23 protein-coding genes are annotated in these 19,980 nt (G+C 35.9%); 7 read left to right on the top strand and 16 right to left on the bottom strand.

Annotated elements, in window-relative coordinates; genetic code table 11:
- Positions 1-17: 17 nt before the first annotated feature.
- Entirely contained in the window at positions 18-1,310 is a 1,293-nt protein-coding gene (locus FF105_RS06365; RefSeq protein WP_147651461.1) for an O-acetylhomoserine aminocarboxypropyltransferase/cysteine synthase family protein, read from the bottom strand.
- 660 nt (positions 1,311-1,970) lie between these two features.
- On the opposite strand from FF105_RS06365, the gene FF105_RS06370 reads away from it, so the two are divergent.
- Both FF105_RS06370 and FF105_RS06375 read left to right on the top strand, forming a co-directional pair.
- A complete protein-coding gene (locus tag FF105_RS06370; RefSeq protein ID WP_010280331.1) occupies positions 1,971-2,360 on the top strand; it encodes an MmcQ/YjbR family DNA-binding protein in 390 nt (129 codons plus the stop codon).
- 104 nt (positions 2,361-2,464) lie between these two features.
- Positions 2,465-3,691: an MFS transporter gene (locus FF105_RS06375; protein WP_211640423.1), complete on the top strand. Its 1,227-nt coding sequence runs from the start codon at positions 2,465-2,467 to the stop codon at positions 3,689-3,691.
- A gap of 96 nt (positions 3,692-3,787) precedes the next feature.
- Here FF105_RS06375 and FF105_RS06380 read toward each other — a convergent pair whose 3' ends face one another.
- From FF105_RS06380 to FF105_RS06390, 3 genes are all read right to left on the bottom strand, one after another.
- Positions 3,788-4,264, bottom strand: a complete 477-nt coding sequence (locus FF105_RS06380) for a PASTA domain-containing protein (RefSeq protein WP_290046466.1) — start codon at positions 4,262-4,264, stop codon at positions 3,788-3,790.
- Between the two features lie 43 nt (positions 4,265-4,307).
- Positions 4,308-4,910, bottom strand: coding sequence for a sugar O-acetyltransferase (locus FF105_RS06385; RefSeq protein ID WP_010280337.1), 603 nt, complete (start codon positions 4,908-4,910; stop codon positions 4,308-4,310).
- An 85-nt stretch (positions 4,911-4,995) separates the two neighbouring features.
- Positions 4,996-5,568 carry a uracil-DNA glycosylase family protein gene (locus FF105_RS06390; RefSeq protein ID WP_147651458.1) on the bottom strand — a complete coding sequence of 191 codons (573 nt, stop codon included), beginning with the start codon at positions 5,566-5,568 and terminating at the stop codon, positions 4,996-4,998.
- Between the two features lie 149 nt (positions 5,569-5,717).
- Between FF105_RS06390 and rarD the strand changes: the two genes are divergently transcribed.
- Positions 5,718-6,602 (top strand): EamA family transporter RarD, encoded by an 885-nt coding sequence (gene rarD / locus FF105_RS06395; protein WP_139968582.1) that lies wholly within the window; start codon positions 5,718-5,720, stop codon positions 6,600-6,602.
- Between the two features lie 29 nt (positions 6,603-6,631).
- On the top strand, positions 6,632-7,027 hold the full coding sequence (locus tag FF105_RS06400; RefSeq protein ID WP_139968581.1) for a hypothetical protein: 396 nt from the start codon (positions 6,632-6,634) through the stop codon (positions 7,025-7,027).
- Positions 7,028-7,169: 142 nt separating this feature from the next.
- On the opposite strand, the gene msrA is transcribed toward FF105_RS06400, so the two are convergent.
- From msrA to FF105_RS06445, 9 genes are all read right to left on the bottom strand, one after another.
- Complete coding sequence (gene msrA / locus FF105_RS06405; RefSeq protein WP_188353290.1) at positions 7,170-8,000, bottom strand: peptide-methionine (S)-S-oxide reductase MsrA; 831 nt, start codon at positions 7,998-8,000, stop codon at positions 7,170-7,172.
- Positions 8,001-8,058: 58 nt separating this feature from the next.
- Positions 8,059-9,390: a dihydrolipoyl dehydrogenase family protein gene (locus FF105_RS06410; protein ID WP_290046471.1), complete on the bottom strand. Its 1,332-nt coding sequence runs from the start codon at positions 9,388-9,390 to the stop codon at positions 8,059-8,061.
- A 184-nt stretch (positions 9,391-9,574) separates the two neighbouring features.
- Positions 9,575-10,066, bottom strand: coding sequence for a hypothetical protein (locus FF105_RS06415; protein ID WP_200554207.1), 492 nt, complete (start codon positions 10,064-10,066; stop codon positions 9,575-9,577).
- Positions 10,067-10,298: 232 nt separating this feature from the next.
- Positions 10,299-10,934 carry an ABC transporter ATP-binding protein gene (locus FF105_RS06420; protein WP_147651449.1) on the bottom strand — a complete coding sequence of 212 codons (636 nt, stop codon included), beginning with the start codon at positions 10,932-10,934 and terminating at the stop codon, positions 10,299-10,301.
- A gap of 2 nt (positions 10,935-10,936) precedes the next feature.
- Positions 10,937-11,551, bottom strand: coding sequence for a hypothetical protein (locus FF105_RS06425; RefSeq protein WP_147651447.1), 615 nt, complete (start codon positions 11,549-11,551; stop codon positions 10,937-10,939).
- Positions 11,548-12,249, bottom strand: a complete 702-nt coding sequence (locus FF105_RS06430; protein ID WP_188353288.1) for a hypothetical protein — start codon at positions 12,247-12,249, stop codon at positions 11,548-11,550. Before FF105_RS06430 ends, FF105_RS06425 begins: the two co-directional genes overlap by 4 nt.
- The gene (locus tag FF105_RS06435) at positions 12,246-12,902 is read right to left on the bottom strand and encodes a hypothetical protein (RefSeq protein WP_168441517.1); all 657 of its coding nucleotides are present in this window, start codon (positions 12,900-12,902) and stop codon (positions 12,246-12,248) included. The genes FF105_RS06430 and FF105_RS06435 overlap by 4 nt, the downstream gene beginning before the upstream one ends.
- A 160-nt stretch (positions 12,903-13,062) precedes the next feature.
- Entirely contained in the window at positions 13,063-13,491 is a 429-nt protein-coding gene (locus FF105_RS06440) for a DUF2712 domain-containing protein (RefSeq protein WP_228927836.1), read from the bottom strand.
- Between the two features lie 239 nt (positions 13,492-13,730).
- A complete protein-coding gene (locus FF105_RS06445; RefSeq protein WP_010280363.1) occupies positions 13,731-14,327 on the bottom strand; it encodes a histidine phosphatase family protein in 597 nt (198 codons plus the stop codon).
- 340 nt (positions 14,328-14,667) lie between these two features.
- Between FF105_RS06445 and FF105_RS06450 the strand changes: the two genes are divergently transcribed.
- A complete protein-coding gene (locus FF105_RS06450; protein WP_010280368.1) occupies positions 14,668-14,925 on the top strand; it encodes a hypothetical protein in 258 nt (85 codons plus the stop codon).
- A 25-nt stretch (positions 14,926-14,950) separates the two neighbouring features.
- The gene (locus tag FF105_RS06455) at positions 14,951-15,535 is read left to right on the top strand and encodes a DJ-1/PfpI family protein (protein WP_010280370.1); all 585 of its coding nucleotides are present in this window, start codon (positions 14,951-14,953) and stop codon (positions 15,533-15,535) included.
- 92 nt (positions 15,536-15,627) lie between these two features.
- On the opposite strand, the gene FF105_RS06460 is transcribed toward FF105_RS06455, so the two are convergent.
- Entirely contained in the window at positions 15,628-16,338 is a 711-nt protein-coding gene (locus FF105_RS06460; protein ID WP_010280371.1) for an ArsR/SmtB family transcription factor, read from the bottom strand.
- Between the two features lie 86 nt (positions 16,339-16,424).
- On the opposite strand from FF105_RS06460, the gene FF105_RS06465 reads away from it, so the two are divergent.
- Positions 16,425-17,039, top strand: coding sequence for a flavin reductase family protein (locus FF105_RS06465; RefSeq protein WP_228927838.1), 615 nt, complete (start codon positions 16,425-16,427; stop codon positions 17,037-17,039).
- Positions 17,040-17,064: 25 nt separating this feature from the next.
- Here FF105_RS06465 and FF105_RS06470 read toward each other — a convergent pair whose 3' ends face one another.
- Together FF105_RS06470 and FF105_RS06475 are read right to left on the bottom strand one after the other, a co-directional pair.
- Positions 17,065-17,886 carry an oxidoreductase gene (locus FF105_RS06470; RefSeq protein ID WP_147651442.1) on the bottom strand — a complete coding sequence of 274 codons (822 nt, stop codon included), beginning with the start codon at positions 17,884-17,886 and terminating at the stop codon, positions 17,065-17,067.
- A gap of 129 nt (positions 17,887-18,015) precedes the next feature.
- Positions 18,016-19,980 carry an FtsX-like permease family protein gene (locus FF105_RS06475; RefSeq protein WP_211640420.1) on the bottom strand — a complete coding sequence of 655 codons (1,965 nt, stop codon included), beginning with the start codon at positions 19,978-19,980 and terminating at the stop codon, positions 18,016-18,018.

A 19,980-nucleotide genomic window follows, 5' to 3' on the forward strand; every position in this document is an offset into this window, starting at 1 on the left:
GTGTTCAAACTGTTAATTTATTCAACATAAGTCAACGCTTCCTCTAGCGCTGCAATTAAATCGTCAACATTTTCTATACCAATAGAAATACGAATTAAGTCAGGCGTGATACCAGCTGCGGCCAGTTGATCATCAGATAGTTGCGCATGAGTGGTTGATTTAGGATGAATAATAAGTGATTTTGCATCACCCACATTAGCTAGTAGAGAAAAAATGTCCAAATGGTTAATGAGGTCCTCTGCCCCTTTTTCTCCAGCCTTCAATCCAAACGTAAAAATCGAGCCAACACCTTTTTCAAAATATTGATTTGCTAATGCCTTGTACGGCGATTCTTCTAATTCTGGGTAACTCACCCAAGCGACTTTGTCATGCTGGTTTAAATATGACACGATTTGACGTGTGTTTTCAACATGCCGTGCCACACGCAGTGACAATGTTTCTAACCCTTGCAGCAAATAAAAAGCTGACTGAGGTGATAATGTTGCGCCTGTGTCACGTAAATGTTCCGCACGAATTTTTGTCACAAACGCGGCACCTTTTAAATCGGACCAAACAATACCATTGTATGATGCTGTTGGCTTTGTAAAATCCGGATACCGACCGGAGGCATTATAATCAAAATCACCTTTTTCAATAATAAGCCCACCTAAGGTTGTCCCGTGACCGCCAATAAATTTCGTTGCAGAATGAACGACAACATCAATACCGTGTGCCAAAGGTTGTACCAAATAAGGCGTTGCAAAAGTGGAATCAACAATTGATATAATACCATGTCGTTTTGCAATCGCCGCGACAGCCTCAAAATCAGTTATATTGATTTTGGGATTACCTAAGCTTTCAAAGAAGATTACTTTAGTATTAGACTGAATTGCAGCTTCAAAATTTTCGGGATTATCAGGGTCAACAAATGTTGTCTCGATGGCTAATTTTTTCAAGGTTTCCGAGAACAACTCAATCGTGCCACCATACAACGTAGAAGCTGCGATAATATGGTCTCCCGCACCAGCAACGTTGAGAATGGCGGCAGTAATCGCTGCAGCCCCAGAAGCAAGTGAAATAGCTGCCGTACCACCTTCTAATGCCGCAATTCTAGTCTCCAAAACTGAGTTTGTCGGGTTAGTCAAACGACCATAAATATTGCCGGCATCTGTTAAAGCAAAACGTCCAGCCGCTTCTTTGGCATCTTTAAAAACAAAAGAAGTTGTTTGATAAATAGGTACTGCTCGTGCACCTGTTGCTAAGTCCGGCTCTTCCTGCCCCGCATGAAGTTGTTGTGTTTCAAAAGCATATTTCTTGTTTAATTTTGTCATATTTGTCTCCAATTTTGAGTTTCTATTCGCTTTTTCGTGTTCATTAACATCAGCAAAAAACACATTCGGCTGTGCACCAGACCACAACCTAAAATTTGACTCAAAATTCTAGTAATATCAATGAACGCCTGCTTTATGCTATTATTCATACTCAATTCCTCACAACACTTAGCTAAATACTGGGTAATAAAAAAACCGCAGTCCAAACTATTTGGACTACGGGACGACGCATCGTGTTACCACCCGACATTTTTGTGTTTCATACACTGAAATACAACTCATCTCCAATCATCAAGTGCTACAAAATTTTCTAGTATCCAGTAACACTGAGAATTGGCGACGCAATAACGGGCGCACCCGGCTATAGCTCATTCTTGATTATAATATAATCAATACACTCACGATAACAATAACTCCAAGACCATTTTCCAAACTGCAACAATACTAAATTCCACCAACCATTAGTTCTCTGTTAAATGCATTCGTAAGTACTTATCTCTTCACTGTTTTATATTAGAATTATTATATGATAATGCAAAACTGATGTCAATACTCTAATTTTATAAAATGTTATTTTGAGGTGCCGGTTGACTACCATAATATTTATTCGACAACAAACGCTCTGATATAATTATCTTAACTTCAGAAAGGCGACACAAAATGACAAACAATAGACACAGAGACAGAATCAAGCATTTCACAGCTTTTGGCCAAAATTTACCACACGCTAAGGTCTATTATCGAGAGGATTGGCAAATCATCTATTTTGAATTAGCGGGTAAAATGTTTGGTTTGATGTCACCTACACTATCTGATACAGCAATTATTACACTAAAAGGAAACCCTGATTCAAACGAAGAACTGCGTGATTTATACGCTGACATCAGTGCTGGTTACCATGTCAATAAAAGACACTGGATTTCAGTGAAGCTTAATACGGAAGAACTCTCTGATCAAGAAATTGATGCCATGATTAAGCAATCGTATTTATTGGTTGTTAATAATTTACCAGTAAATATCAGACAAAGAATAACTGAAAATAATTTGTAATGCTAAAAAATAATCTCACAAGGTAAAAATACATCTACTATTCTTGACGTATTCTGTACATGAATTAAAAAAAATTTTGGTAACCTTGTTTTAAGAGGTAAGATATGTCAAAAGTAATACAAAAATTTTCATCAGCAGAAAAAGGTTGGATGCTCTATGATTGGGCTAATTCTGGGTTTAGTCTAATTGTGGTTACTGCGGTATTGCCATTGTGGCTAGAAAGTGTAGGACATAATATCAACCTTTCAACTGCACAAACAACATCATGGTGGTCTTATGCCAATTCATTTTCAACGTTAATCGTGGCATTTTGTTCGCCAATTCTGGGTGCATTAGCAGACTTTAGAGGTTGGAAAAAGCCATCTTGGTTCATTGCCACAGTCCTGGGTATCGTGACAACCCTATCATTAGCGCTTGTCCCCAACGATGGTTTTTGGCTACTGCTGTTTTTATTTTTGTTAGCCAATATTGGTTTCAGCGTAGCTAATATTTATTATGATTCTTTTCTAACAGACATTACAACGCCAAATAAAATGCCAACAGTTTCTAGCTGGGGATTTGCGCTAGGTTACTTGGGTGGCGTTATCCCATTTATTTTGTTTTATTTGGTACGAGGGTTGATGACAACCCACCAATCAATTATATTGGCATTTATACTCTCAGGATTGTGGTGGGCGCTTTTTTCAATACCTATGTTACTAACTGTCAAACAAAGAAACGCTATTCCAGTACCACACAACCCGTTGAAACAAGTCTTTAGGCGCTTAGTGAACACCCTAAAACATTTAGCCCAGTATCCAAAAATCGTCGGTTTCTTGGCGGCGTATTTCTTTTATATAGACGGTGTCAATACAATAATTACTGAAGCTTCTTTATTCGCAGTTTCGCTGGGCATTAAAATGACTGAATTGCTAACAATCTTGTTATTTGTACAGCTAGTTGCCTTTCCTGCCTCTATTATTTTTGGTCGTTTAACTAAATATTTTACTGAACGTTTCATGATTTTAGTCGGCATTAGTATCTATTCAATCATCTGCCTGCTATCGCTTTTTATCACACAAGCTTGGGGATTTTGGATAATGGCATTTCTAATCGGCTCCGCCCAAGGTGGCATTCAAGCAATCAGTCGCTCCTATTTTGGGAAAATTATTCCTCAAGAATATTCAGGCGAATTTTTCGGTTTTTATAATATTTTTGGTAAGTTTTCAGCAGTCCTAGGTCCACTTGTATTTGGTGGCATTGCTGCACTTACCGGTAGTGTCCAGTTAGGATCGGGCTCATTGCTGATTTTCTTTATTCTAGGCGGTTGGATTTTTGTTAAATATGCTTAAACTTAATGCATTAGTCAATGACGCTCGATCAAAAAATTTTTTTATCTAAAAGAAAGAGATGGTCACAGTAGCCATCTCTTTCTTTTCATCTAAGCATCATTTACTAACATGACGCTTTTTTGTCAACTTTTCAGTTACTTTCGTTGTTTGTTGGACAATCTTTTGCATATTTTTATGATTTTTTTCTTTTTTGATCGCTTTCATTTCACGTATTTTGTTAGCTAAAATAACACTTTCTGAAATGGTAGCAGAATCAACATAATAAACTTTCAAAAAAGTTGTAGCTGGTACATTAGATTTTGCTCTAGGGACTAACTTGATAACTTGATTGTCCGTACTGTTTGAAAATTGCGGACTAGCCGTCGCTTTTATTAATGAATGTTGAAACCCGTACTTTTCTAAAACCATTGCGGCTTCTTCAACTGGCAACCCAGTAACATCTGGAATTTTAACATAATTTTGTCTTTTTTCCAGTTCTCTATTCAAGATCTTTGCGCCTTGATTTAAAGCTTCAGGTATTAGTGCACCAGCGGTTAGCTTTCCCAACACTGTAAAAATTTTAGTTTTACCCATTATTTAAATTACCTCTCGTTAGCTAGTCAATCAAATAAAAAGATTATTTTACTTGATTAACCGCTATTGCTTGGTTTTGCCATTTTAACTCATCTTGCGTCGTAATTTTTCTGATCACGCGGCAAGGATTGCCAGCTGCAATAACATTGGCTGGTATGTCCCTAGTGACTACAGATCCTGATCCAATCACAGTATTGCTACCAATGGTTACACCAGGATTAATGATAGTATTCCCACCGACCCATACATCGTCGCCGATAACAATACTTGTCCCGAACTCTAAACCACTATTTCTGACTTTTGAACTAATGGGATGTCCAGCTGTATATATACCAACTCGCGGCCCAAGAAGCACATTGTTACCAATATGAATCTCATTTACATCTAGCATAATACAATCATAATTGGCATAAAAATTGTTTCCTAAATGCACGTGGCAACCATAATCACAATGAAATGGTGGTTCTATATGAATTGAGTGCCCTGCATTAGGAATTATCGTTTGAATTAATCGACTTTGCTCATCCTCGCTCGTTGCGCGATTAAACTGTGCTATTTTCTTCTTATTCTCAGCCATTAATGTAGCCAGTTCTTCATCCACTTTATACAATTTTCCGGCTAACATATTCTCTTTTTGGGTACTCATCGCTAGTTTCTCCTTGTTAGTGATTTTATCATATTATTATTATAATTTAATAAAATATGGCTTATCTTAAAGTCAAAATTTCACTTCACTGTTCCAAAATAGATGCCACTTTAGCACGTAACATAGGTGTAACATCTTTTTCAAACCACGGATGTCGAGAAAGCCAAATATTATTTCTCGGTGATGGATGAACAATTGGGAAAAAAGTTGGTAAATAAGTGTCAAAATGCTGGACTACCTCAGTTGTTTTGATATTACGGGGTAATTTTAAATAATATTTTTGCGCAAAAGAGCCAACCAGTAGCGTCATTTGAATGTTTGGCATTTCTTGCAAAATAACAGGGTGCCACTTATCAGCAATACCTTTTCTTGGCGCCAAATCACCTGACTTACCCTTACCTGGATAATAAAAGTCCATTGGCAAAACACCAAATTGCCCAGAGTGATAAAATTGATTTTCATCTACGCCTAACCAAGATCTTAACCGTTCTCCAGATTGATCATGCCACATAATACCTGACGTTTGTGCTTTCATGCCAGGGGCCTGACCAATAATCAATATTTTTGCCTGATGGGGCGCCGAATAAATTGGATACCATCCCCGATTAGTAAAATGTTTGTTCAAATCATCCGCAAGAATATCATCAAAGATTGACATATGAGCTCCTTTTAAAATTATTGTAATCCTCATCAATGAATAAGTAAAATAATGATGTGATCAAAATTGTTTTATAAATATAACGCGATTAATAAACGTCGAAAATGGTATTATATTTTTAACACATCATCAAGGTTTAGGAGTGAATAATGGAGAATAAACAAGTTGGTATCATTTCAGCCGTGTCAGCCTATATATTGTGGGGCGCCCTCGGTGTTTTTTGGGAACTATTAAATGCGGTCCCTGCAATGGACACACTCGCTTATCGTGTCGTTTTTTCAATCGTTACAATTGCTGTTGTGCTAACAATGCAACGTAATTGGTCATTACTTTGGCAAGAAGTTTTACAGTTAATCCATAATCGAAAAATATATTATATTATTTTAAGTTCCTTTTTAATAGCCATCAACTGGTTTATTTATATTTATATGGTCACACATCATCAAGCCACCGAAGCTAGTTTAGGTTACTATATCATGCCACTAATGAATGTTGCTGTAGCCGTTATCATTTTGCATGAAAAACTATTGAGATACCAAGCCCTTGCTTTGGTACTAGTCATCATTGGTGTGCTATCACTCACATATTTGACAGGCAGTTTACCGATCAACACGTTATTAATGGCAGCTTCTTTTTGCTTTTATGGTTTAATAAAAAAACAAGTGCCGCTTCCAGCAACGATTTCATTGGCACTTGAAACATTCTGTGTGGCGCCAATTGCTATTATTTATTTATGGGTATCCCCACACACTTTGACCCAAAACGGTCCCTTTGTGACTGTAATGCTTCTAAGCAGTGGCATCATCACTGTAATACCTTTGCTACTATTTGCTATCGCAAATAAAAATACCGACTTCATCACACTTGGATTTATTCAGTACCTTAATCCTACCATTCAACTATTGATGGCCATTTTTGTCCTTCATGAGCGTTTCCAAATAAATCAAGCCATTGTATTTATATTTATCTGGGCCGGTATTCTCGTATTTGTCATTGGCAGCGTACGTCAATTCAAACATATTAAGTCATCTTGAGAACTTTAAAGGACCTATTGGAGGTTATAATGTCTGAATCAGTTAATCAAGCATTACTTATCAAGGTTATTGGTAAGAAACTATTTTCATCAACTTGGCATGATTATGCCCATCCCTACCTTGCTTCGTTACTTTTAGGTGGCATTTTTATCATGCTAATTGCTGACGCATTAATTACCTATTTTTGGATCAAAAACACCAAACGCTTCCCCTTTTTAAAAAATATTATACTGGTAGTTGGTAACGTTTTAGTCATAATTTTACTTGGCGTTGTAGGCAATAACATGCCAAGAATTGGTGGAACTAGTTATCAAGGATACATTAAATATCTTAATACACGGACTCATGGTATGGGGGCTGAAGCTGCTCGAGAACTGTGGAACGCACATGTCAACAATCATCAATTTATTGACCCAAATCAGTAATCACGTGAATGACTAAATTGAAAAGCATGCTTCCAGTCGCTAATGTATTGTTGTTAAAGAAATCTATTGTCAGTTAATTAATTTGATTAAATCATTGACAAATTAGTTAAACTTATAAGTTGTCGAGTTGCAAGTAAAAAGACTATTCACGTATTGTAAAAATACGATGCATAGCCTTTTTTGTTTGTAAAAGTTTCAAAAAAATCTTTCTTGATCTCTTAATGGCTCGATAACGACTAACATTCTTTTTGTAAAAATCCTGATGATAGTTTTCAGCGGGCCAAAATTTTAATACCTCTCGTATGTCAACAACAATTGGTTTCTTGAACAACTGAGAATTAATCATATCTGTTTTTGATTTTTTGGCTAACGAGAGTTGAACATTGTTTGTAACAAAAATAACGGGTTTATAACTTTCTCCACGATCATCGAACTGACCATATTCGTCTGTCGGGTCAATCAGAGACCAATAAATTGCCAACAATTGTTGATAGGTTATTTGACGCGAATCAAATATTATTTCAACCGATTCTATATGACCAGTTATTTGTGAAAACACTTCATCATAAGATGGATGAGCAATCAATCCACCGGTATAACCTGAAATGACGTCAATAATACCTGGCAATTTGTCAAAGGGTTCGACCATACACCAAAAACACCCACCGGCAAAAATAGCACGTTCTTGATAGGGTAAATCAGCTTGGTAATGGCGGCTCATTTTATCACGAGTATCTATTTGTTTTTCACCTGTTATGCTTAAATAAAAATCCATCACATCTGGTGTCAAATTACGTCGCACTGCCAAAGGTTTTAATTCAGACTTCAGTTGATCTAACTGAGTGTTGAGTGAAAAACCATTAACGTTATCTTTCGTCTCAACAAGAACTTGTCGTTCCCATTCTCTTGTTCTTGGATTAAGAATTAGATTATAAATTTGCTGCCAAACTAAATCATCTGCTTGTGTTATCATGTCCTTATTCTCCGAGAACATATCATTTTTATCTCACAAAACAATCATGTAAAATATGCTAAATTTGTCCCCAACTCGCTGCGCTGATTGAAGGAAAGAGATGCACGAGTCGATTAATTTCTGACGTCGAAAATTTAAATTCAATTGCCGGCAAAAAAGTATTAACAGAATTTTCTGCTACTTCACTAATTTCTGTCACCCCAACTAAATGATGTTGTTGATCAAAGACAAGCGCGTTTTGAGCCAGTTGATCATTAGCAACTTGACGATACCAGTCATCTTTCAAATCATTTTTCTGAATTTCATAATTTTTGGACTGTTTTGAATCAATTTCAACGCCTGCTTTTGCAATTCTTGGTGATGTAAACACAACAGACGGAATTACCGTGTACTTTATTTCTGAACTAATTTTGTCCGAAAACAGATTAAAAAGATAAGTCGATTCGAAAATAGCCGTTGGCGTCAATTTAGGCTGGACTTTATCAATAACATCTCCAGAAGCATATATATTGTCAACAGTCGTTTGTAAAAAACCATTAACTTCAATACCATTTTCATTATACTTTACGCCTATTTCATCCAATCCGATATTGTTGACATTAGGCACACGACCACTAGCGTCAAGGATATAATTGACTTTTAATTCTTGGTCATTAGCATAGTGAACCACTTGCGATTGACCACTTTGGGAAAATGATGAGACATTAGCATTTTGAATAAAAGAGACCCCTCTTTTTTCTAAATCATTAATCACCTGTCGCACATATGGTGAATAAAACTGTCTCAAAGCTCGATTACCATGCATTAAAACAGTTACTTTCGAACCAGCTGCGTTAGCAATTGTGGCAAATTCCATACTAATATAACCAGAACCAATAATAGCGATTTTTTCCGGAAGTTGACCCAAAGACATAAAGTCACGACTATCATGCGCTAGCTCTTTACCAGAAACTGCTAATCGATGTGGATGCAAGCCAGTTGCAATAACAATTTTTTCAGCAGTTTTGATATCACCATTAACTGATATTGTATGCTTGTCAATAAATTTGCCATAGCCATTTATAATTTCGACTCCAGATTTGACTAATAAATTGCTTATCATGGCTGGTAATGGGTCAATAATACGTGATTTGTTTTTAAAGTTTTGTTGCCAATCAATTTGTAAATCGTTTGCTGTAATTGAACTTAAGTTCTCAAGAGCTCTTTTTAAAACCACAGGTTGATCAAGAGCTATTTTTGCATTACAACCGTAATTTGGACATGTGCCCCCGATCATATCTGTCTCAATAACGCCAACTTTTTTGCCAGTTTGTGCGAGAGGAATAGCCCCATCAAAGGTTCCATGCCCGCTACCAATATAGAGTACATCATAATCATACGTTTTTGCCATTTCAACCTCTTTCATGATACTTCTTTGAGATATCGACTGATAGATATATCGATTGACTTCAGTATATTCTTCCGACAAAACAAATACCAACAATTTGCTTATGCCGCTAGATCAAAACTTTTTTAAATCCCCTTACTTACTATTGCTGCTTTTAGTAATTGGTGTTAACAAAATTGCAATATTTTTATCGACAACATTCATCATTGACACAGTTACTAAACGGTTTTTTTTGTACTGACAGCAGCCCATTATCATTACCTGAGTCCTTTCCCTGTGCTTCATATAGCGTGACATTAAAATTATCCTCCTGTGTACTTTTTGGAATAACTGTTCCTTCATAAGTTGTCACTGACAGTGATAATACTGATCCTGCCTTAGCTGACGCACTAACTTCTTGACTAATTAAATTACCTCGGTACGTAACTTGATACTCGCCAGCTGGTATCTGAATATCTGGTAAATAATTACCAGGATTTGTAACAACATAACTTTGTCCTTGCCTCTTTAATTTGGCAAATTTAGCAGGTGTAAATTCTATTTTAGTCCCGTCTTCTAAATTTATTGGGTCAGTATTATTTAACAAACGGCCATACTCATCCTTGCTGTTGGATAGACCATTTGATGATAAAAATTGTGTGTTTTTACCAGTTAAATGTACGTCGTAAAACCCTGGCATATAACCCAGGTCTTTCAAACTCTTACCACCATTTATGGGTCCCGTTAATGTAAATGATCGCGCAGGATTTTTTATATTTTTACCATGAATTTTATGTTTATCTTTTTTTGATTGGTGTTCTTGAAGATATTTTCTACTGACATTTTTATTGTTTTTGCTATAAATATAGTTTGCTAATATAGTGCCTAGCAATAAAAGAAGTACACTCACAAATATGCAGAAGGTAGATTTCTTACTGCTTCTCATTAATCACACTCCCTTCTGTCATGACAATAATTTCATCAGCTAAAACGTTCAAATCTTCAGGATTATGACTAGCCAAAATAATACAAGCGCCTCGCCTTTTTTCATTGTCGAATATCTTGCGCATTTCTCTTACGCCTTCCACATCAATGGCATTAGTTGGTTCATCTAATAATATTAAATCTGGTTTTTCGAAAATAGCTTGCGCAATCGCAGCGCGTTGCTTCATACCCAAAGAAAATTGACGTACTTTACGTTTGTCATTCGGATTTAGTCCTACCCTTAAGATTGCGTCGTCAATCATCTCATCGGTCGCAATTTTTTTAATTTTGGCCAATAATTGCAAATTTTTTTTTAAGGTGAAGTCTGGTAAAACATTATTATTTTCAATTAAAATACCCAAACTTTTTGGAAATGAAATCTCCTTCTTAATTTGCTGATTGTTAATCAGAATCCGTTCTGAATCCAATCTAATTAATCCAGCAATTGCTCTAAGTAACATCGTTTTGCCAGCCCCATTTCGACCACGAAGACCATAAATTTTTCCCTCTTGAAAATCCAAATTAACAGCTTTTAACACGATGTTGTTACCAATTTTTTTCGTAGCTTGCTCAACTTTAATCATATCTAAATTCCTTTACCGTAAAAATCTTTTTGATTCAACTTTTTCAAAAAAAATGTCATTATAGTTATTGTCATAAATAATGTGAGAATAGTCTGATAAATACTCGTGTTGCGATGAAATGTAATTGAACCTAATAATGACAGATTATTTTTGCCCAATGCCACAATTAATAGGAGAGCACACAGTGATAATACGGCCGATGTGCTGCTAAACAGTAATTCTAAGACCATATAAACCGATGTATAGAACATATAACTACCAACTAAATTCAAAATGTTTTCTATTGATCCAGTATTACCTGTCAGTAATGCATTGATTAACAAACCAATAAGCACAATACCCAAAACGTGGAATAAGTTTATGAAATAGGTGGATATCACTATTCTGTGTAGTTTATCAGTTCTGACAAGCTGGTTGAGATACGAACCGTTTTGCCATTTATCAATCGTTCCAACGAGGTACAATAATGGCGCACAAACCAAACCGAACCATGTCACTTTTACTACTAACGAACTCGTAGCATCTTCCACAAAATAGCCTAAGGTATCATTTTTTTGTAAAAGAAAATTCAACATCACAACTACTGTTACAATACAAATAAACGCACTTTTTTTCATTTCTTACACTCCAGCCGCCAAATATTTTGTTCGATAACAAGTCGAAAAAACGTTGAAAGCACAGCCATTAAGACAACGGTGCTGATAAATCTGACTAAACCGGATTGGTAATTATTATTTCTAATCATTGCTGTAACTTGTGTGTCAGAAAATAACGATTGGTTCATTGGCCAAACATGCAGTAAAAGTACAATAGCGATAAGCAGCGATAATCCCGTGAACAATATATTCTTCTGCAAATATGTGTGCACAATCAATATTAGTTGAATCACTACTACTTCCCAAAAAACCGAAATGAGTACTTGGCAACTCCAAAAAAACGAAAATAAGACAAACTGCTTCGACGTTGGCTCATACATCATTATTCTGAAAAAAGGTATTGACCAATATATAAAACCAAATACACCTGAAATGGCAAATATTCTTGTCATCAGCATATGACTAACTTGTTGACATGTTTCTAAGCGTATCATCTGCTGTACCGGAACTTCATAATTGACAACCCAGTAAAGTAAAAAGACAATACTCAATATCACTTGCCAAGACCAATTTTGAAAATAATTACCCCCATTAAGAACTTCCAAGCTCAACCAATCATCATAACTTAGCGCTTCCCAACTCATACTAAAAAGATAAAAAAAAGTGATGAAAATGATCAGAGAAAAAGTAGAAAACCAAAACTTTCTTTCGCCAATCATGCTAACTCACCATGACAACGCCAAAGTAAAATCAAACTATTAACTATCAATAATACTATGATGAGATCTGACCAACTCAATAACCAACTCTGCCACGTCATTAATTGGGCAAAAGATTGCAACATCTTCCCAATGTCGAATACTTGGCTTCCCAATAATATAGTGCCTAAACTCACTAGAGTTAAAATTTGATAAAAATTGCCAAATACTAAACTAATGGCTGCCATAAACATAGTCGTTACAAAAACTGATATCAAAAACACGAACAGATACACCATAAATGTTAATGCTGGGTTTTCTAATTGCCACCACACAAAGTGATATTTTTCTAAATTAGGAATACGTGGCTTGTCAATTAATAAACTCATTTGTCCATCAAATGTTTTCAGAGGAAATAATTGTATGATCCAAATTACAATTAAATTCAATAATAAAGGCACTGAAAAAAGTAGGGTACCTGCTAGTCCCGCTGCAATAAATTGATGGTGTAAATACTTTGAAACCCCTACTCGACTGACAACGTTATATGATTGTCCCGTTTTAAAATCTTTCAACAGCGCGAACCCGCCCCCAAGTAACAACCAAATAGGATATAAACCAAGCAGAAAAGTAGTTAACAGATGCCCATACATACCACCTAGACTACTTGCCATAAAGGTGTTTAACCACATAGATTTGGCTAATGAAAACCCATTCAACATTATGACATGCTGAATGGCATCTAAAATAGTGATAATACACATAATGAACATTACAGTTAAAAATTGTTTCGTTTGTATAATACGATTTAGACTATAACTTAGCATGACTTAATTACCAAGTCTCTTCATCCCAAGCACCGGTGATATAAGGCGCGATTTTATTTGTCCATTCCGGATTGAACATCACCAATCTGACATTCGTTTGATTGGCATTTGACTTTGCAGTTGTATAAACATACGGATAGCCAGGTCCAGTATACACAGTTGCAAATGGTGAGGCTGCTGCACGATTTTTTTGCCCCATCAAATAGGCTCTATAATACGATCCATTTCCTTCCGCTGAAGTATAGACACCTACTTTCCAAGGATTTGCGTTCGACGCTGTTTGACGATAGTGATATCCAGTTGAAGCCTCCTCTTGATACGTACCTAATTTCATCTGAAATCCGTATAAATCATCAGATGCAAACACTGGCAAAACCAGACTACCTGTTACAGCCCAAGCGATTGCTAATGCAATCAATATTTTTTTGAAGTTCATAATATCTCCCCCTGAGAAAAAATTTTTTATAGCCCCTTCAAGACTATTCAACAATGTTATCATTTATGATTTTAATCATCTATCATTTTTTGTAACATAATATTCTATTTTTGATAAAATTGTAGAAAAATAGTTTAGTTGACAACATAATAGGCTTACAAGAAGGCGTTTTGTAAATATTTTTGCACAAAAAAAAAGACCTGCCTTATGGTCTCTTTTTGAGAGTTCATCCCGCCGCTCTAAGCTAAGCCTTCCGATTTATCGATTATTAAAATTTCGCTTTGATCAATTAAATTTTGATTCATCCCAAACGTCACTTTTAAAATATACGGCGTGAACATCTCCAATCGCTTAAAATTTTGATAACCAAAAGTATCATCGTAAAAATTTAGAATCGCACTTAATGCTGCCCCGTGAGTTGAAAATAATATCGTCTGTCCTGTGTACCGCGATAATATGTTAGTCAATGCACTTATGTTGCGTTTTTGTAGACTGTTCATTGATTCACCCTGTGGTTCATGAAAGTCAAAATCCAACCAACGCCGTCGCTGCAGTTCATCCCCTTGATTTCCTAGTTTTCCCCTTACCCTTTCTTTTAATCTTTCATCTGTTCTTAATGTCAACTTTTTTTGGTCACATGTTGGCTTTATTGTTGCTTGCGTACGCACATAAGGACTAGAAATACACATGTCAAAAGAAACATTCTTCAATACTTCTGCCACAATAACAGCGTCTGCTTTGCCTTCAGCTGTCAGTGGCATATTTCTATCATCTTCACAACTATAATCTGGCCGCGCGTGTCGTACAAAATAAACTGTCGTTTTTTCTTCACTCATTGCAATGCAAACCTCTTTAACTAACTTTTTTAAACAAAGCGCTTAAACTAGCACTCATAACAATATTTGAATATCATTATCAATCAAATCATCTACTATTGCAAGTGGCAATGAGTGATCCTATTTTTATCCAACTCATCTAATATCTTAATTTCATTTTTCCATCTATATAAATAGTCAACACCAATATGTCGTTAGTGCAAAAAAAGAACTCTTTGTATAAAAGTAAGATTAAGTGCGTTATAATTTAGATTACAATTATAATAGCATATAGAAAGTGAGACAAACCTTGTTCTTAACAATTTTAGTAAAAGTGATTATTTGCCTGTACGCATTTTTGATGGCTTTTGCGTCAATGAAAGAAATCAACTCTTCAGCACGCATCCCTAATTTGCTCAACATCATTTGTGCCATTATCTTATTGATTGCCTGTTTTCAAACAATTGATTGGTTCAAAAGCACAGCTGTCATTGTGTTAGTCGTATTTCAACTCACTGCTATCACAAATGGTCTCAAAAATAAAAGTTTTCACTTTCAACATCATATTTTCCGTCTCATTTTAACGGCAATTCTCATCTTTTTTGTTTTTCTAACTTAAGCGAAATATTAGCAGGAGACTCATGATGGATATCAATATTTTATTATTTGACGAATTCGAACCCCTAGATGTTTTTGGTCCGGCGGAGGTTTTTCTACATGCGGAACAATTTAACGTTCAATATTTTACTTTGTCGAATAAGCGGGCGATTACCAGTTATCGTTTGCCTATTGTCGACCTATTATCTGATGAAGAAATTGACACGAGCGGTGTTCTTTTAATTCCTGGTGGACCTGGCACGAGACTCTTAGTCAATGACAAAAATTTTATTGAAAAACTTAAAATTTTAATAGATAAGTCAACCTACTGCTTGTCCATTTGCACAGGCTCAGCATTGTTGGCAATGACAACCACGCTTGATCACAAACGCGCAACGTCAAATAAATTAGCGTTTAATTGGGTAACCAGTTTAAATTCTAAAATTTTATGGCAGCGACATGCGCGTTGGACAATGGATGATAAATTTTACACCTCATCTGGCGTTTCAGCTGGTATTGATATGAGCTTTGCTTTTCTAGAGCATGTCACAACACGTGATTTCGCTGACAATGTCGCTCACGACATTGAATATGTTCGAATTAGAGATAGTCAGTCTGATCCTTTTTCATAGTAGAAGGTATCGAATCAATTAAAAAACAACCTGCCAATAATTTCAGTCCCCAAAAGTTACTTTAACTTTCGGAATTGTTAGCAGGTTGTTTTTTATTCAACAAAATCACAAGAAACGCGTCTATTTTTGTTTAATTCATCCCACATCATTTCACCTTTACTTGTAACAGTTAGATGACGATCTTCGCTATTTCTCTTCACTAATCCTTCTGCTAAACATTTGTCCAAAAGCAGCCTTCCCAGTCGACCAGATAAGTGAAAACGGCGTTCTGTCCAATCCAAACATGGTTTAATAAAATTAGCGTCTTTTTTTTCTTTTGAAATATCAATGCCTAATGATTTAAACAATTCTTGCCCTTCACTCGTTAATTGCAATTCGTTTTGATATCCTACCAGAAAACCGGAATTGATTAAGTAGTCATAACAATCAACCCCCACCTTGCCTGCCATATGATTATAACAACTTCTGCAATAAGCAATTTTATTAAGAGCTACCCTTTGATGATATGACTGTGTTGGTTTTTTAGGGCTAATCACCATTAATTGTTCAATTAAATGCGCAATATCTAGACTACTCAACTGGTAATAAACGAACTTACCGCGTTTATAATAATCCAACCACCCCTCATTATAAAATCTTTTTAAATGATAGGAAGCTGTTTGATCCTTTATCGTGGCAACTTTGGCGATTTCATGAACTGTGTGAAATCGGCCATCCATGAGAAATGTTAGAATCGTTAAACTAGATTGATCAGCAAGTAATTTAGTTATATCAATCATATTTGGTAAACCTTGTTCTGTCATAAAATTCCTTTCAAAAACATATCGATGCGCATCGAACAATCTTTCATATAAAATAACTGTATCATATCGAAAAGGATGACATCAAAATGTTCAAACAAATTCACAAAGACAGCCTCTACTATGGTTTCCCAGTCACACTTTTAGCAACACAAAGTATTGACGGCACAGACAATATTTCGCCTATCAGTTCCTCTTGGACACTAAATAATCATGTTGTACTTGGTGTAAGTTTAGAGGGGCAAGCTTATCAAAACATGCTCACAACGAAAGAAGCAACTATCAACATTGCCGATAGTAAAATTTGGTCCAATATCGAGCGTATCGCAAGAACAACTGGAAAATCACATATTGATCGTAATAAAAAAATGATGGGTTATCAATACTGTTCTGACAAATTCCAGCTTGGTGGTTTTTCCAAAATCCCCAGCGCAACTGTCAAAACAGCTGCTATACGTGAATGCCCAATTCGAATTGAAGTAATCATTAAAAATATTGCACCTCAGGATGATTTTGCCATTGTTATTTGCAAAATTAAAAGCATTTTCGTTGATACTTCAATTCTACATGACAATAATCACATCGACGTCACAAAATGGAATCCTCTACTTTATCAATTCCGATCATACACAACAACATCCGCTAGTTTAGGACAAAATTTTCGATTTGAAGAATACTTGAATGTCACCAAACCAGCCAACTAATCTGTAAAATATATTGATGACACTATCAAACAAGCTTTTGAATGATCTTGTCAAACGCGCGTGTTGGCAAAATAGTGTGTAATGCAACTAATGCCTTGGCACCGTAACCAACTAAATATCTTGTTTTTGTTCGTTTATTGATGACAGACTTCACAATTGTATCTGCTATCACTTCTGGAGCAGTTAACTTATCTGATGAATAAAGTTGTCTCATACGTTCTGATGCCGCTAAAGCATGTTCTTGGTAAGCTGTTCCTTGAGACGTTTTTTTAAGATTATCAGCCGCGATTATCCCCCAATTCGTTTTAATACCACCGGGTTCAATGAGCACGACATCAATACCAAAAGGCTTTACTTCCATTCTCAGCGCATCACTAAATCCTTCTAGTGCATATTTTGTGGCATGATACCAAGCACCCATATAAGTTGTCATTCTACCAGCCATCGAGGATACATTGATAATGCGACCAGATTGTTGCGCTCTCATGTAAGGTAAGACTAGTTGTGTCAATTTGGCTAATCCAAATAAATTAGTGTCAAATTGTTTTTTAGCCTCCGAAATGGGCACGTTTTCAATGGCACCATAGGATCCGTACCCAGCATTGTTGATTAAAACATCAATTCGTCCAGACGCCTCAATAATGTGCGCCACTGCTTTAGTAATCGTCTCATCATCGGTAATATCCATATAAATTGGTGAGACACCTAACTGAACTAATGATGCCAGCCTGTCTACACGTCGAGCCGCACCATAGACTTTGAACTGTTGAGTCGCTAATTTTTTAGCTGTTTGATACCCAATACCACTGCTAGCTCCCGTAATCAAGACCACTTTTTGTGCTACCATCGTTTTTATCCTCCGCTTGCTTGCCTTAGATTTTAGCATGTTTTGGCAGACATAAAAAGCCACGATTCAGCGTTAACCTCATCATGACTAAAAATGAAAAATAATTTAAATTGCGCGTTTCATTACGATTTAATTTTTTCGTGCTACTTGTTTAAAGTATGTTTTTGATGTCTTCAGGTAGATACCAAAATATATTAGCACGACCCCAGCAATTGTAAGACTCATTGTTGTATACACCACTGGTCCTATCGTTACCCCGAATATTTGTAAAATTTTATTGATCATTGGCATTGCAAAACATAAATGTGTAATGGCAACCACAACCGGCAATCCAAATACCCATACAACTTGTGATTTGACCGTACGTTTCACCTCACTATGAGACATACCTACTTTTTGCAAAATGTCAAACTGCTTCTTATCTGAACGTCCCTCGGAAATCTGCTTATAGTAAATAATGAGTCCTGTTGCCATAATAAAGCTGATTGAAAAAATCAAACCAATAAAGAAGAATCCCCCATAGAAACTTTTTAGCACTGACATAGTTTCTGATTTACTGTCAACAATAATATTTTGTTCACCCTTAAATGTTTTTAAGAACTTGTCTTTTTGCTTGTCTGAGCCTTTGATATCAAACAAAAGTTGGTTAGTATACGAAATAGATTGTTTATTCTCACCCAAATCATTGAATGCTGAACCAATTTTGTCTGTCACAGTCTTAGACGGTATCACAATAATCATTGAGTGAGTCATGCTAGCTTGCATACTTGGCACGCCATCGATTTTAGATAAATGTTTTTTGACATGATAGCTTTGATTCAAGAATTTGATCGTATTATTCTTAAATGTACCTTGCCGATCATAAGCATAGACTTCGTTTGCCGCTAATGTCCCACCATGTTGATTTGTCAACTGATTAAATTGTTGGATTGTCATAAATAGAAAGTCTGACAAATTATCAGCTCTTGTAACTGTTGTACCACTTAACGGCATGGCATGACCACTGCTGGTTAAATAACCCGTGATTGGATTACTGATTTCCATGTGATACATTTTACTGAGCACCACATTATTATCAGCAGCAGCTTGTTTCACCTTATTTTCCGATATGCTTTGATTAGCCACGTTAGTCATCATAACATCACGTGGAAATTGTTTATTGACATAATCTTGCTGTCCTACAAACATTGATACCGTCGTGACAATCACAACTAATGCCATTGTAGTGAGCAACGAAATACTTGCCAAGCCGGTGGCATTTTGTCTCATCCGAAACAACATATTAGAAACAGTAATGAAATGATCTGTTTGATAGTAGTAATTGGTGTGCTTTTTCATTGTTTTTAGCACAATAGTAGATGCCACAATAAATAGCAAATATGTCGCTATTACAACCATGATTACAGCTAAGAAAAAAATTCTCATTGCCTTTAAAGGGGAGTCGACAGTTAGTGAAATATAGTACCCCCAACCCATCAGTACGATCCCCAAACCAAATAACAGCCAATGGCTTTTAGGTTCACGATCACCCTTTTGTGACGCTTGAAGGAGCGATATTGTTTTCAACCGCCAAATCACCAAAATATCACTTAATAGCAGCAGCATAAATCCTAAGCCAAAGAATATCGTGACGAAAATGATTGCACCTAAAGCAATGTTGAGTTGAAAGTTATTGCCCCCAACTAATTTAATAAACAGCAATAATAATAGTTTACTAAACAGCACACCAGTCACAACCCCAATCACTGTGACAATCATGTAGTTGATCAATTGTTGTCGCCAACTAATTTTGATGAGATCTCTTTTTTGCATCCCTAAAATGCTGAATAGCCCAAATTCCGATTGTTTGCGTTTATTTAAAAAGCTGTATGTATATAGCAAAAAAATGACAGACAACAGACCAATAACGATTTGTCCAAACATAAGCAACTCTATGACTGAGCTACTCGCTCTTAGTGTTTGGACACCTTTTGAATAAATCAATAATTGAATGACCAAGTTCAAAGCCACCGCAGCAGTACCAGCCAACATAAATGGTAAATATTCTAACTTATTTTTGACAATTGATTGCCAAGCTAATTTCCAATATAACAT

The sequence above is a fragment of the Leuconostoc sp. UCMA20149 genome, assembly GCF_030400235.1.
GTDB classification, from domain to species: domain Bacteria; phylum Bacillota; class Bacilli; order Lactobacillales; family Lactobacillaceae; genus Leuconostoc; species Leuconostoc pseudomesenteroides.